The sequence below is a fragment of the Psychromonas sp. 14N.309.X.WAT.B.A12 genome, assembly GCF_030397575.1.
In the GTDB taxonomy this organism is placed as follows: Bacteria; Pseudomonadota; Gammaproteobacteria; order Enterobacterales; family Psychromonadaceae; genus Psychromonas.
In genome coordinates, this window is the sequence record NZ_JAPNXS010000009.1 from 98,164 (window position 1) to 113,935 (window position 15,772).

At 33.3% G+C, this 15,772-nt stretch carries 13 protein-coding genes; all 13 read right to left on the bottom strand.

Going from position 1 to position 15,772, the window contains the following annotated elements; genetic code table 11:
• Positions 1–42 precede the first annotated feature (42 nt).
• A complete protein-coding gene (locus OW492_RS12610) occupies positions 43–1,449 on the bottom strand; it encodes an undecaprenyl-phosphate glucose phosphotransferase (protein WP_290040419.1) in 1,407 nt (468 codons plus the stop codon).
• Positions 1,450–1,789: 340 nt separating this feature from the next.
• On the bottom strand, positions 1,790–2,767 hold the full coding sequence (locus OW492_RS12615) for an acyltransferase (RefSeq protein WP_290040421.1): 978 nt from the start codon (positions 2,765–2,767) through the stop codon (positions 1,790–1,792).
• Positions 2,760–3,950, bottom strand: a complete 1,191-nt coding sequence (locus OW492_RS12620; RefSeq protein WP_290040423.1) for an O-antigen ligase family protein — start codon at positions 3,948–3,950, stop codon at positions 2,760–2,762. Before OW492_RS12620 ends, OW492_RS12615 begins: the two co-directional genes overlap by 8 nt.
• Positions 3,947–4,978 carry a glycosyltransferase gene (locus OW492_RS12625; RefSeq protein ID WP_290040425.1) on the bottom strand — a complete coding sequence of 344 codons (1,032 nt, stop codon included), beginning with the start codon at positions 4,976–4,978 and terminating at the stop codon, positions 3,947–3,949. The genes OW492_RS12620 and OW492_RS12625 overlap by 4 nt, the downstream gene beginning before the upstream one ends.
• On the bottom strand, positions 4,975–5,550 hold the full coding sequence (locus OW492_RS12630) for a hypothetical protein (protein ID WP_290040427.1): 576 nt from the start codon (positions 5,548–5,550) through the stop codon (positions 4,975–4,977). The genes OW492_RS12625 and OW492_RS12630 overlap by 4 nt, the downstream gene beginning before the upstream one ends.
• Complete coding sequence (locus OW492_RS12635) at positions 5,550–6,488, bottom strand: glycosyltransferase family 2 protein (protein ID WP_290040428.1); 939 nt, start codon at positions 6,486–6,488, stop codon at positions 5,550–5,552. Before OW492_RS12635 ends, OW492_RS12630 begins: the two co-directional genes overlap by 1 nt.
• 1 nt (position 6,489) lies before the next feature.
• Complete coding sequence (locus OW492_RS12640; protein WP_290040430.1) at positions 6,490–7,599, bottom strand: glycosyltransferase; 1,110 nt, start codon at positions 7,597–7,599, stop codon at positions 6,490–6,492.
• The gene (locus OW492_RS12645; protein WP_290040432.1) at positions 7,596–8,756 is read right to left on the bottom strand and encodes a glycosyltransferase family 4 protein; all 1,161 of its coding nucleotides are present in this window, start codon (positions 8,754–8,756) and stop codon (positions 7,596–7,598) included. Before OW492_RS12645 ends, OW492_RS12640 begins: the two co-directional genes overlap by 4 nt.
• On the bottom strand, positions 8,753–9,796 hold the full coding sequence (locus OW492_RS12650) for an acyltransferase (protein WP_290040434.1): 1,044 nt from the start codon (positions 9,794–9,796) through the stop codon (positions 8,753–8,755). The genes OW492_RS12645 and OW492_RS12650 overlap by 4 nt, the downstream gene beginning before the upstream one ends.
• Before the next feature lie 59 nt (positions 9,797–9,855).
• Positions 9,856–11,301, bottom strand: a complete 1,446-nt coding sequence (locus tag OW492_RS12655) for an oligosaccharide flippase family protein (RefSeq protein WP_290040437.1) — start codon at positions 11,299–11,301, stop codon at positions 9,856–9,858.
• Between the two features lie 504 nt (positions 11,302–11,805).
• Positions 11,806–13,254: an oligosaccharide flippase family protein gene (locus OW492_RS12660; protein WP_290040439.1), complete on the bottom strand. Its 1,449-nt coding sequence runs from the start codon at positions 13,252–13,254 to the stop codon at positions 11,806–11,808.
• A 1-nt stretch (position 13,255) separates the two neighbouring features.
• Positions 13,256–14,233 (bottom strand): glycosyltransferase, encoded by a 978-nt coding sequence (locus OW492_RS12665; RefSeq protein WP_290040441.1) that lies wholly within the window; start codon positions 14,231–14,233, stop codon positions 13,256–13,258.
• Between the two features lie 2 nt (positions 14,234–14,235).
• A complete protein-coding gene (locus OW492_RS12670; RefSeq protein WP_290040443.1) occupies positions 14,236–15,243 on the bottom strand; it encodes an NAD-dependent epimerase in 1,008 nt (335 codons plus the stop codon).
• Positions 15,244–15,772: the final 529 nt, after the last annotated feature.

Genomic DNA, 15,772 nt, shown 5'->3' on the forward strand with positions numbered 1-15,772 from the left:
TGTTTCTTCAACACCGAGGCATTCAACAACTATTTACTATAATTAGTAAGCGTTCTTATTAATGAATCCTTTAAAAACAGTTAAAAATACGATTCTGATATCGAGCAACAACGACCATTGACGGATATACTCCAAATCAAACTCAATACGCTTTTCCATTTTTTCAAGGGTATCCGTTTCGCCACGCCAACCATTTATTTGAGCCCAGCCTGTAATGCCTGGTTTCATTTTATGGCGTAACATATAAAAATCGACTAACTTTCTATATTCTTCATTGTGTGCAACAGCATGAGGACGAGGCCCAACAATTGACATGTGCCCTTGCAAGACATTAATAAACTGCGGAAGTTCGTCAAGAGATGTACGTCTTAATACAGCGCCTAACTTAGTAATACGGGCATCACCTTTGGTGGCTTGCTTCACTACGCTACCGTTATCAGCAACCGTCATAGATCGGAACTTCCAAACATTAATCGCTTTTCCATCCAAACCGTAACGTTTCTGTTTGAAGAAAACTGGACCACGTGAATCCAACTTAATTAAAATAGAAATAATCAACATAGGAATCGCAATCATCGACAATATAAGCGTTGCACCAATAAGATCTTCCAAACGCTTAGCGAAAGAAGAAAGCCCACTTAATGGTGATTCATATACGCTGATCGTTTGAATAGAGCCAACATGAGAAAGGTGGCCATTTAATAAGTTAAAAGTAAAGAAGTCAGGCACTAAATGCACATCAACCGTGGTATCACCTAATTCACGTAAAATAGATTCAATGCGCTTTTGTGCGGCTAAGGGTAAAGCAATATAAACAAGATCATATTTCCCCTGTTTAGCCAACTCAATGCCTGTTGCTATATCGCCCTGTAACTTTGAGAAAAACTTAGAGTTAGCTGATAACCGGTCATTGGTTCTGTCATCAAAGAAAGCACTTAATGTAAAGCCGATTTCGGGGTGATTAGCAAATTCAGTGGCCAAACGAAAACCAGAGCTAGTTAAGCCGATAATGGCAACTCGTCTAGTGTTCAAACCTTTACGACGACGTTTGTATAGATATAAACGAAAGGACATACGCCAGCCAATTAACAACAACGCACTACTAATAAACCAAGAACCAATAACCAATCGAGAAAGATCGTCACTCATTTTACTGAAAAACAGATAAACAACGACCATAAAAACAGCAAAGAACCAACTTAGGAAAGTATAAAGGGATAGACGGGAAGACGATCCGGTTCGCCACGAACGATATAAACGAATATTTTCAGCAAAAATAATGAAAGAGAGTGACCCAATAAGACCTACAATAATATAAGGATCACTCACTTCAATAGAATGAGCGCCAATACAGAAAAACAACAAAAATTGAACAATGGAAAAATCAACAATCCGATATACCGCAGACAATTGATTTATATTATTCTTGACGAAATCTTGTTCAGTCATAAGTCCCTTTACATCACTCTATATAGATCGCTTCATTGGATCACAAAAATGTGATCACAATAACAAAACAAACGGTGTTTAACAATATTTAAAACGTCGAAAAAAAGTATTCTCAAATAAAAAATGAGAATTAAAATACTTAATTTTATCACATATAAATTTATAAAAACTTATTAAAAAACAACAAGTAAAAAACAAAACAAATAAGTACCCCATATGTGTTAGACAAGTGCTCAATAAAAACTCACAACTAAAAAATCAAAAGAATATATTGAGCAATAAAAATCAAATAAAACAAAAACTTTAGATGAAAATTAAAAATAATATGTCACTTTATAGCTTATTTAAATAAGCTTTTAGCATACTTATTTAAATTAGTTTCAATATATATAAAAACCAAGTGCCCAACTATTAATGAACTAACTACCAGATATAATAGATAACTAAAAAGCTCTCCCGCCCCAAAAAAGTAAAGGTATATTTTATTGAAAACAACCAAGGTAAAAGTATGGGATAAATAAAGCGAATATGAGGAATTACCTAAATTATGTAAAAGTTTACCTAAAATACTTAGCTCAAAAACATTTAATTTATTATTAATTAATAAACCTATATGGAAAATCAACCACATTGGTAAACCATAGATAATAAACCGATTAGACAACCCTGCGACATTAACTAACAATAGGAACAGTACTAAAACAGCTAATAAGCAGCTAATTTGTAAGTAGCTGTTAACTTTTTTATGATAAGCGATGTATGACAGAGTCCCCATCGCAAACTCTAGTAAGAATTGGTCAAAAAAGAAGTATATAGATGATGGGTGTAAATAACTTATCAATGGCAATAAGCACAATAAAGTTAATAGCCATATTTTATTTAACCTACAAACAAGAATAAAAGAACAGATTAAATAAAAATAAAACTCATAAGATAACGTCCAACCATTTTGAATCAAATATTTACTTTCAGTAGGAATTAAAAAAAATGATTCCAAAATAAGTGTTTTACCGCCACTGCTATTAACCATCGTAGGCACTAAAAAATAGGCAATTAAAGCAATTAAAGTAAAAAACCAATATAAAGGAATAATCCTAAGCACTCTAGATTTTAAAAAATTCAAAACCTTGAAATTTTTATTATCCGTTACAAAACAAATAATAAACCCAGATATAATAAAAAACAGATCAACACCTGACTCCCCAACATTAAAAATTGATGCGTCAGTTATATTATTTTGTACAGCCTTAATGGTTGAATGATAATAAACAACTAAAATGGCGGCAATTCCACGTAAATATTGAATAGAATTAATCATGATGCTCAAATAAGTAAGGATTTAGAAAAGAAAACAGAAAAACTATTAACACCGCTTGTCCATCAGCCATAAAAGTAATTACAAACAAACAATACAGATTAAACAGTAGGAGATTTATTGAAAACCTTTTACTTGAATAACTAAAAAAAGATAGCACGGCAGCCCATAATAAGTGTAAGAAAAGGCCAATAACTCCATATTTTACAGACATGTCCATATAAAAATTGTGCGCACCATTATTAAGGCGTTGGTCAGCATAAAACTGACCCATAAACTCAGTTATCCTATCGGCACCAATACCAAAAAAGAAATTGTCTCTAATGATTTGATAGGCATTAATTAATAAGCTCTCTCTATGCATATTAGATGTAAAAAGAGCCAATTTTTCATCTAAAAAGTAACTTTCATAAATCTTACCATCAATAAAATCACTCGCTTGAGTCAAAAGATAAGGGATAAATAACATAGTAAATCCAGTTAAAAATATCACAGCTCCTTTAAGTTTTGGTTTAGCAATCACCACTCTTATTGAAGCGACTAATATAATCACTAAAATAACTCCCAATACCCCCTTCCGCTCCATTGACAAACTAAGTGGTATTAAGCTCATCGCAAAATAGATCCAATATCTACGTTCACTAGAGCTATTAGCTTTTAATAATAACAGTACTGTTAATAAGCCAAAGGCATACTTACCATCAGAAGCAAGTTTATAACGTGTAAAATGCCCTAAAGAAAAGTGATAAAAAATGGTATATAAAGCGGATAGAGCAAGAAATATTAACATCCATTTGAAGAAGGCTTTACTATCCCACTGAGTATAAATTGAAGCAATTCCCAAGTAAAAACATACCCATAAGAACTGAATGGACTCTTTAACTGAACTAGCAGTGTTCTCTAAAAGCATTCCCTGAACAATAATATAGCCAACTAACAACCACATTGGTAAGAACTTGACTTGAAAGAACTTTAAATAAAATTTAGGAAAAATAAGCAATGTCAGAAAAAGAGTAACTGCACAAACTAAGTCAGCAATTCTTAGCGTTGCACCAAAGACATGGTAACGAAACATAGAGAAATATAAAGGCAAGATAGACGCAGCTAAAATAGTTAACATGCGTTTATATTTGAGCATAGTTGGTGTTTCTAAATATATTTTGTGTAAAGCTACTTCAGGTATCATTTCATATTTCCATTATAAAAACGCTGATACATTAATGCAGTATTTTCAGCAGAAAAATATTGCGCTTTCTGCAATGAAGCTAAAGACATTTTAACGTACAGCTCTCCCGATCCTTTAATATCTGTAATTAATGCTAGTAGCTTTTCAACATCAGCAACATTAAACAAAGCCTCTTTTGATACGATATCATTAAGTCCTTCAACATTTGTCGCTAAACATGGAAGACCTGCGGCCATAGCTTCAACTGCAGCCAGCCCAAACCCTTCCCAATTTGATGATTGCACATAAAGATCTAAGGATTCTAAAAACTCAGGAATATTATTAACTTGCCCATAAAAATAAACCTTATCCGAGACACCAATTTCATTAGCGTAAGATTCAAGCTGTGAACGTAACTCGCCATCTCCAGCTAAATGGAGTTCGCAATGACTGTCTAACAATTTAATACAATCTATTAGTGTTTTAATGTCTTTTTGAGGATGAAGACGACCGACCATACCTATTTTAAATTGCTTGTTTTCAAGGGGTAGCTCTTTGCGTTTTAATGAAAATCGACTTAAATCTATCCCATTGCATATAACCTCAGTCTTATTAGAAGACCAATTTAAATCCCTTAATAGAGCATTTTGAACGCCGTTAGAAATACAAGCAGTTTTTTTAAATTTACGAAAGAGTAGACTTTCCAGCGTTTTAATAAAAAGAATATCACGACGTCGGTAATGTGGATTATGCTCAGTAATAACTGTAGGTGTCGACGTTAGTAATGCGATATACAATGACGGAAAAAGATGTGCATGCACTAAATCTGCTGCATTCATACGTTTAATAACACCACGTAAACCGATATCACGCTTATGGTAAACACTTATCCCTAATTGCTTTAACTCGTCAACATACTCATTCTCACCTCGAGTAAGAATCACTTCAAACTGGAAATCGTCTTTTTGTAAAGTCATTAGGTCAACTAACAAGCGCTGGACACCGCCCAGGCGTTGAAGGTCATTGGTGATATGTACTATTTTTTTCATTTTGGAGCCTTATTAATAAACTCATCACTGCATAAATGAATTGAATATTGGTGAATATCATCGACCTTCTTGATCACCTTCGCAGGTGAACCGACAACAACAGCACTTTCTTCAATATCTTTAACTGCGACAGTTCCAGCACCTAACACAACATTGTTACCAATGACAATATCACCGACAATATTTGTATTTGGGCCAATGTAGACATTATCGCCAATCGTCGCAGCAATGCTGTTATTCATAGCTCCAATAGACACAAACTGGAGTAAACTGCAATTATTACCAATTGTTGTCTTCGCATTTACAACAATATTTCCATGCGGGATGTATAAGCCATATCCGATCGACACTTTAGGGCTTAGTTGAACATTCACTTTTCTACCCAAACCTGCTTTTAATAATTTAAAAAAACACGATATAAAGTAATTATTAGCCTGTGTCATTCTCAAGTAAACTTGAAAGCGAAAATAAGGATTTTTCATTAATAACTTAACAAATATTTTTAAATCGCATTCCCCTTCATAGCGAAATAAATCACTCCGGATAAATGCAATCGGACTATGGTTTTTCATTATAAAAATTTCCCTATCGAGCAAATAAATTGTGAAAATTTAAATTTAAATTTAACCATTAATGAATGATTAAATTGCTTTAATAACGGAGTAAAAGATAAATTGATTTTCTTGCACTGTTTAAAGAAATGGCGACGATCACTACGATCTTTAATTGTAAAACCTTTAAGGCTAACCAAAAACGAATATCTAACAACCTGACTAACTACTTCAGCTTTATCTTGAAAACACTCAATTGTAGAATTTGTTGAATTAACTAAGTTAAGTAAAAGGTTAGAGTAACTCGACGTTCTGCCGCTGGTTGTTGAACCTTCACGTTTTCTATAAAATACTAAACAACTCGATAAGCGTAAGGTGCTTTTTGCTTCTGAAAATGCATGTACGTTATAAAATATGTCTTCAAAAATCACCCCTTCAGGAAAGCGTAACTCCTCAACAATGGATTTTTTGTATAACCTTGTCCAAACAAAAAAACCATAATGAAAAGGATTTAAGTTTGAAGAAGGTAACTCGGTAATATCAGTTTTACTAACTTCAGGTAACGTTTCCTTAAACTCTTCAAAGGTAAATTCAATAATGTCATATTGTGCAGCAAGCGCATAAGGGCGTAAAGCTTCCCAGTAATAGGGAGAAATAGCATCGTCAGAATCAATAAAACCAATATATTCGCCTTGAGCAATAGCTAATGCGACATTTCGAGCGGCTGCTTGGCCTTGGTTAACAGACTGCTTAATAATTTTATATTGAAATTTAATCAGTTCAGCGTGTTCGCTGAGGAACTGCTCACAAACCAGGATAGATTGTTCAGGGCAACAATCATCAACAAAAACAACTTCTACTTGCTCACTATTAACACCGTCTAATAGACTCTTCATTAGCTCAGGCAAATAAGCAGCCACTTTATAAACGGGACAAATCAGTGATACGCTAACTGTCATTTTAAACACCCTGCTTTGGCTTTAATACACCATATTCTTCAGCATAGCTGGTTAGCATGACAGGTAATGAATACTTTTGTTTATATAGCGTATAAGCAGCTAATCCATGATCAACAACCTTTTGTTTATCATCGACATATTCAATCATTGATTGAGCCATGATTTTAGCATCTCTTATTGGCACTAAGTATCCAGATTTTTGTTCGATAATTAATTCAGAACACCCTCCAACATCAGAAGTTACTACGGCTTTTTTACAAGCCATTGCTTCAATAATACTGCGTGGCAGTCCTTCCCAAAAACTAGATAAAATAAATACATCTGCTTCCGCTAACTTGTCAGCAAAGTTATCCACCACACCACAAAAATGGATCATACCTTCAGGAAAGTCAGCAAAGCGTGCTTTTACTTCTGATTCATATTGACCATCACCATAAATACTCAGTGTAAAAGCTTTATTCGCAGCTAACAGCTGATGACAAGCAGCAGATAAAGTCACATAGTCTTTTTGATCTTCAAAACGAGCGGCTGTAATAAAATGCACCGGTTTATCGGTTAATTGCCACGTATTATTCTCTTTGCCTAACATCCCGTTACGGATCACTAATAATTTTTTATCTGGCACGCCGATACGTAAATATTCATTTTTATCGAATTCACACACACCAATAATTTTGGAAGGCAAAATAGACAACATTTTTTCAATTAGCTGATACTTTTTATACCCTTTGTTTTCTGGGGTGTTAACAAAAGGTACACCGTGCGGCACATAATAAGAACGTTTAAAGGTTAACATCGCCGCCATACGCCCTAATGCACCAATTTTGGCAGTGTGCCATGAACAAACCTGTGGCTTTTCACATAAAATTAACCGCACCAACTTCAATAAAGAAAAAAGATCACTTAACGGACTCACTTCTCTTTTTAAATCAGTCAATGCATGCACTTTAAAACCAGAGTCACGTAACTTGTCTATTGCTTCACCGTTACCACCAATGGCATAAACGACCTCTGCACCTTCCTTGCGAAATTTTTCACCAATTTGGCAAATATGTTTAAATGAACCAGATACAATAGTATCCGAACGTGTCATGCCAATTAAAACTTTCATTTATTTGTCCCTGTTAATTTTTTATAAAGTGCTAAATATTGTTCTGCGATGACCTCGACGGTAAAGTTGTCTGCTATTAACTGAGCAGAAAAATGCTTAACAGACTCAGTATTTTGCTTATGTAATTGAATCCCTTTTATTGTGCTATTTTTAATATCTTCTGCTTTAAAAGAATCTGATATATAACCGTTTTTCCCAGGGTATATCGCATCACTGGCCCCACTCACTGGCGTAGAAACAAGTACCTTACCCGCTAATAAAGCCTCTAATAATGAATTTGAAAACCCTTCAGCCTCAGAAGCATTAACAAACACATCAAATTGCTGTATGAATACAACGGGGTCGTTCACTTCACCATGGAACGTCACCTTGCTGCCTAAACCTTGCTGTTTAATATAATCTTTAGCAGAGGCTAAAACACTACCACTGCCAATCAAATGAAAATGTATATTTGTATGTTCGGCTACTAACAATGCAAATGATTCCATTAATACATCAACTTTTTTAATGTTTTCCAATCGTCCATGATAAAACAGGTTAATCACATCATTAGCTTTTTGTATTGGCTGTTCAGTGTACTGCTGCATATCGATCAAGTTAGTATCAATGCTATTTGGTATATTAATAATGTTATTAAACCCAAAATCTTTACAGTTCTGAGCAATAACATCGGTGATAGCCACCACAGTAGGGTTAGTTTTCAACACAAAGTCAGCCATGATTGGTCCAACAAATTTTTTAGCTTTTAATGCATTAAAATCCATAAACTGATTGGAGTTGCCCACTTTAATAGAAATTTTTTTCTTAAATAAACGAGCAAAACAACAACCAACAAAAGCCCCAAATTTCCCCTGGTGACAATGAATAACATCAAATTGTTTATGGTTAAAAACTCCCCATACGAGAACTCTCAACAACCAATAAGCAGAGAAAGGCAACCAACGCCCCAATAAGTCAGGCGCTATAGGTGAATACAAACGCCTTACAGGCACTCCATTTAACACCTCTTTTGCCTTGCCTTTGTGCTGCTGGCGTGAAGTTAGGATTTGTATCTCTAAGCCTTTATTTCTCAAACCTTTAGATATACGACCACATTGTTTCTCCGCCCCACCAAAAACATCAGGCATATACTGGCAAGTAAGCATTAATATTTTCATTTAATCACAAACCTTTTCATATATAGATTTAAATTTCTTTCTACTAACGAATACACAATGCACCCAAAAAGTATTGAAATAAGCGTAATAACTCCCCAAACAATAACGATAGGGATATTGATAAACTCAACGATAGGTATTTTCTTAAACACCCCACTTAACACCATGATTGGAAACATATGGAACAAGTAGATTGAATAAGATGCATCACCTAAATAAATAAATAAATTAGGAACTTTACAATCACGTATTGGGCAGTAAAAAACAGCAATAACAAAAATAGAGATAGCAATAGGAGCTCGTGAAATAAGAGAGGTGTAATGCCATAACCAAGTAGAATAGAAAAATAATGATAGCCAGATCAATGCGATTAGTAGCAAAGCATACACCTGCATTTTAGTGATAGTAAAACCAGCTAAATAAAACCTAGCTAACCAACCACCTACTACAAATTCGAATAAGATAGGGTTTTGCAATAAAGCAAACAAAGCTAAATTAGAATTTACAATACCCGAAATAATCCATAATAAAGCAATAATACCTGTGATTAGCTCTAGCCTTTTATTTTTTGTTATGATGAGACAAATCCCAAATAAGCTATAAAATAGAATTTCGTAATTTAAAGTCCACCCTATCTTCAAGAAAGGTGCCAGGCTTCCATCTGTATAGTGGGGTATTAATAACAAAGAGTATAAGACGTGTTTCCACTCAAAAACTGCTGAAGTACCTGGTAAAATCGCAATGACACCCATAAAGAAAATAGCAACAAACCAAATAGGATAAATTCTAACGGCTCGTTTTTTTATATAGAGCCATAAATCACTTGAATGACGAGAGGTATAAAAAATAATAAACCCAGACAACACAAAAAAAACATCTACACCTATCGCACCAATTTTTACAAACTGGTTTTCAGCTAACCAAAATGGATGATCAGCGCCTAACTCTGATGCACGCTTAATAATTAAACCATGAACATGATAAGCTACTACAACAACTGCAGCTATCCCTCTCAAAAATTGCAATGTTAATAGTTTCATAGTTCCCTTACATCCATTTGTCTTTCAAAATACATTCCTAAATTTGTCAAACTTAACAATCATTTTCGTAATTTTTTTATATTTAAAATAATTTCTGATGTTTTTTTAGGAAAAACAAAACGATAAAACAATGCGTATACACCACACCCAACTCCAACACTCACAATAACTTTTATAAGCGGTTCAAAAGTATTTAAAGATGTTTGTAAACAAATATATACCACTCCCCCCATAAACAAAGCTGATACAAACGAAGGGGTAATACTCTTAATGATACGAGCTACTGAAAACGAAAATTTTCTATTTAAAATTAATAACATAATGAAACTTATTAATGTTGCGACTACAACATTTGCATACGCTACATAGTAAATAGAGAATTGAGAAGAGATACTAACTAACGTAATAATCACAATAAATTCAATAATACGAATTCTAAATGGGATATGTGAGTTGTGTGAAGCGTGGCAAAGTTGAGAGAAAAAATAGTTTAGTGATGCACTCACTCCACCTAGACATAAAATAGAAAATATGACCCCGCTGATTTCCCATTGCTTTCCGAAAATTAAATTTACTATATCAGAGCCAATAACCAGTGCCCCGATAAAAGCAGGAAAAGAAAATAGAGCGGCTGTATTAATGAAGTTTAAATAGCATTCTTCAAGTTTGATTGGCGAATCTTTTAAATTAGCAAAAGCTGAAAAGGAGACATCAACAATGGGTTTAATGGTAAATTGCACAATAGCATCCAACAACTTACTTGCGATCTTTAAATGCCCCAATACAGCCACACCTAGAAAGTAGCCAACAATTAATTCGATAAACCTAAAAATACTTTTACCTATTAACGAACTTAAAAGAATTGGCTGCCCTTGCTTTAATATATCAATCAGATTTAAATAAGAAGCATTAAAGCTAGGACGCCATTTGACACTTCTCCAGACTAAAAATAATAGAATCGCAGTTGAGATAACCTTTTGGATAATTAAACTATAAAAACCAAAATCATGATAAGCAAGATAGATGGCTACGGCTCCCGAAAAAACTGCTGAGCATAATAAACGAATAGCCAGAGCTTTGAACTTAAACTCTCTTCTTAATATACCTTCAGGCGTTGAGGATAATGCCTGCATTAAAGGTACAACAGAAAGTATTTGTAATGAGATAGCCAAGCCAGGAGCATCAAAAACCAACTCTAAATAAGACGATAAAATAACGAATAAAAAACAAGTAATAAGACCAAGTAATAATGTCGCTATAAAAGTACTATTTTCAATTATGTCATCATTAGTTTTTGTATTTCGCACTACGACTTCAACTAACCCATATCGTACGATGACGTTACTTAACTCAACAAAAACAATAGCGAGAGCAGCAGTCCCAAAATCAATAGGTGTTAGAATATGAGACAAAATTACAAATATGATCAGACCTGAAGCTTGATAAGATGAATTACCTATCAAGCTCCAGATTGAGCCATTTAAAATTTGTTTTGTTAAAGTCATATATGCCGCTTTAAATTATGTTGATGAAACCAACACGATCATTTAAGAATTATGATGTTTGCTTTTTCAAGTTTCTTTAAAAAATTTTAACGTTTATAAAGAAAAGTACTTCATTTTAAAATATCAAAAGTACCGAATAAAAAATATAAAATTGCCATTCAACAGATAATAACCAAATATGTTATAGCCATTTTTCATGAGTAATAAAATCCAAATAACCAAACTCTAACCAATAAATATTAGAAAAAATCTAATACTGCACATTACATATTCACTAAGAAGATTATAATGGTCAGTTGTAATGCTTCCTCCTCTAAATTAGCAGTATTAAATCAAACAAAACTGAGGAATAAATATCACAAAAAACATAAAATCTAAAAAATTAAATATCTTTTTCCAGCCCCCCCTTAAAAATAATACTAGTTACTAAAAGGCTATAAATGGCAAACAACATTCATATAATATTAAGTTATCAAACACTATCATTTAGACCTTAAATTTTAATTAAGATTTAAAGTAACGTTTTTTTATAATACTGAGGAAATTAACTCCACTTTCCGACATTAATACTTTCATAGGAAAAAGAATATATGTCGACAATAAGAAAATAACCGCGACAATGACCCCAAACAATCCAATAAATATTGGTAACTGAGAAAGTAAGAAGTAAATAAAAATAATTATTAATGATGAAAATAGCGAAGGAATAAATGCTTTAATCAACAAACTAGTTTTAACATAAGTATTTAAAACGATTAAAAGTAATGTTAAAAAAAAACGTAGAGCACTAGCTATAACAACAGAGTAAGCAATTCCTATTACTCCATAGTCTAGAGCCGACCAAATAGAAATAACTAAAAGAAATAAAGAGAAAATTTGCTTTATTGTTAATATTTTAACTAAGCCGTAAGCAGCCAAAAAAGAATCCATAAATGCAGTAAGAGCTCTAAAGATGATACAAGCTGCCAATACCTGCAATATATCTCCTACAACTCCCCATTGCTCCCCCATCATTAGTGAGACTATTTCATGGGACCCGAAAATTAATACAACAGTTCCTATAGTTAAGCCTAGGGATAGTAAAGATATAGATTCTAAAAAAAATAAAGTTAGCTTTTCTTTTTCTGATTTCATAGTAGACATTACTGGAAAAACAACTCTATCAACAACTAACCAATACACTTGATTAGGAAACTCAACTAACTGCATTGCTCTTGAGTAATTACCTAACGCTACGCTCCCCATAAATCGGCTAACAATAGCTACATCAATTTGTTGGCTTAACAAAGTTAATGTATTATTTAAGAAGAACGCAGAAGAATATTGTGCAATTTCAATTGCCTCTTTCCTATAAACCTTAAAATGAAGTTTTTTAAAATTCTTACATAAAATAAACACAACAGAAATAAGCTCAGAAGCCCATAAGCCAATTATAATTGCCCAATATCCAATATCAAAATAAAGCAACGGAATAGTAACAAAAACATTACCAAAAATTGTCCCGAAGGCTTGAACTTTCCCAATAAAAACAACTTCTCCGTCTCTTTGTAATAAAGCGGAACAAACATTACTGACTCCAAGCAACAAGAACATCATACTAGATATTCCTAAAGGTAAGCTTATGTCATCAATAGTTAAAATTTTAGAAATATAGTCATTAAATAATATAAGCGAAGAGGCAACAATTAAACTCAAAAAGACTGATAAAACGAGTGCACTACCGATATGTTTTATATTGATTTCTGGTCTTTGAATAATAGTTCTAACTATACCCATTTCAGAAAGTAAATAAGCAAAAGCAAATACCATGGTAAAAGCAGCAACCACCCCAAAATCTTCAGGAGTAAGAAAACGTGCAGTTATCATTAAAATTAGTAAACGTACTAATTTAGAAGAGATAGTCAATGCTGCCATTGTACCTATACCTGACATCACAGACTTTTGCTGATTCATTTTATATTACCCTCGTAAAAAAACGCACTTTAAAAAAAGTTAAACATAATAAACGAGGTACTATTTTTATATATTGAGATTTCGTAATGCAATTATTTATGTCTTGTTTTATCGATATATGTTTTGCTAAATTCGATAGTGTTAATCGCCACTCATCTTTGTTAACCAATTCTTTTCGCCACTTTAGATAGCGGCCTAACAGATCAAAATATAAACGGCTATACATACGTTCTATGCTTATATCTTTATTTTGGCTCTTCATATGCTGTTCTAAAGCAAAAGCGTTATGAGCGATTTTAAAATACTCTGCATTAAACTTTTTACTAACCGAGTCATCGTTTAAATCGTAGAAATACGTGCCCTCACAATACTCCACCATATTTGCTTCGGCAAAAATAATTCGAGACAATAATTCGTCTTTATAAGTTTTAGAAAGTGATTCAAATTTATCTAAGTCAACATAAGCATTACTAAACACTTCTTTGCGATATACTCCAAAGCTATGAGCCCCCCAACCATCGATGCAAGATTTAAAAACATCAATCCCCTTTTGAGGCCATTTATCAGTAAACATATTAAAATGAATTGGCTCATCGCCACCTACTTTAATTTGCTTAAATAAAACAAGATCTACTTCTTCATTAAATTTAGCCATGGCTAATTGAATAGCATCTTCAGAAATTGCATCGTCGATATCTAAATAAGCAATATAATCACCTCGTGCGCGTTGAGCACCTACACGACGAGCTTCAGCAGCACCAGCATTTTTCTGATCGATAATAGTAAGGTTTGAATAATCAGAAGCTATTTTTTGTAATTTACTTAAACTAGCATCTTGAGATCCATCATTAATAACAACCCACTCTATATTTTGATATGACTGGCTTTGAATACAGGAAAAACATTTATCAATGTATGCGTTTCCGTTATAGACAGGCGTAATAATCGATACGGTTGGAGAGCAGACGTCATTAATCATTTTTACTTGTCCACTTTGTAATAATCTTTAAACCAGTCAACAAACTGCTGCATCCCAAATTCAATGTTTGTATCAGGCTTAAACCCTACTTCTTCTTTTAAACTATCAATATCTGCAAAAGTCGCAGGTACATCACCTGCTTGCATTGGCATAAAATTTTTCTTTGCTTCTTTACCGGCAGCCTTTTCGATTGATTCGATAAACGTCATTAATGCAATTGGTTCGTTATTACCGATATTAAATACTTTATAAGGCGCTTTACCTGATGAAGGGGAAGTGTTTGGGTTATCGGCGTTACGCACGGGTACGACATCTTGAATACGAATAATGCCCTCAACAATGTCATCAATATAAGTAAAATCACGCTTCATCTTGCCGTTGTTAAACACTTTAATTTCGCGGTCATTTAAAATAGCATCAGTGAATAAGAACGGTGCCATATCAGGACGTCCCCATGGGCCGTATACTGTAAAGAAACGTAACCCTGTAGTAGGTAAGTCGTATAAATGGCTATAGCTATGAGCCATTAGCTCATTTGACTTTTTAGTAGCAGCATATAAAGAAACAGGATGGTTGACTTCATCTTCAGTTGAGAATGGCATTTTCTCATTCATACCGTATACAGAACTTGATGAAGCGTAGACTAGGTGTTTCACTTTATTATGACGGCACCCTTCTAAAATAGTAGCCATGCCCACTAAATTAGAATCGATATAAGCCATTGGATTTTCAATAGAATAACGGACACCAGCTTGTGCTGCGAGGTGAATAACGCGATCAAACTTCTCTTCAGCAAATAAACTTTGCATGCCTTCTCTATCGGCTAAGTCAAGTTTTACAAAGGTAAAGTTATTAAATTTATCAAGGCGTTTTAAACGAGCTAGTTTAAGATTAGGATCATAGTAATCATTTAAGTTATCTAACCCAACAACATCATGCCCAGCATCACATAAACGCTCTGACACAAAATTTCCAATAAAACCAGCTGCACCTGTTACTAAATATTTCATATTTTTACTGCCTTTAAAAATTAAGTTTTATATAAATAGTAAAACAAGCCCTACTTATATTGCTTTATGCTTTTTTAGATAATAGAAATTAAGTACTTTATTACAAAAGAAAAAAGAGCAAATACATTTTATGTAAAAATGGCAATCGCCGAATAAAACAAGTGGATATCAAAAGATAAAACAAAAAGGAAAGACTTACTGATTAGACATTCCGTTTATCTGAGTTAGCGTATTGAGCCGTTTTGCACAAAGCTAAAAATACAATCCGTTGTACTTGTTCTAAAGTTAAAAGCTGATCGTTTAAACGTTTATCTAAAACTTATATTACACAGCTAGTCGCTTATTCCAAGCCACTAGTTCTCGTTATTTTTAAAATGACTAACTCGATTGCTAAATAAAAGACTATATTAGCTATCAATTCAGCTTAACTTTGATATTCACAACAATTTAAAGCCATTTGTTACAATTAATTTTGTCAAAAAAAAACAACTAATGAATAAATTTTAGTGATTTAGATCTCTTTTGTCAC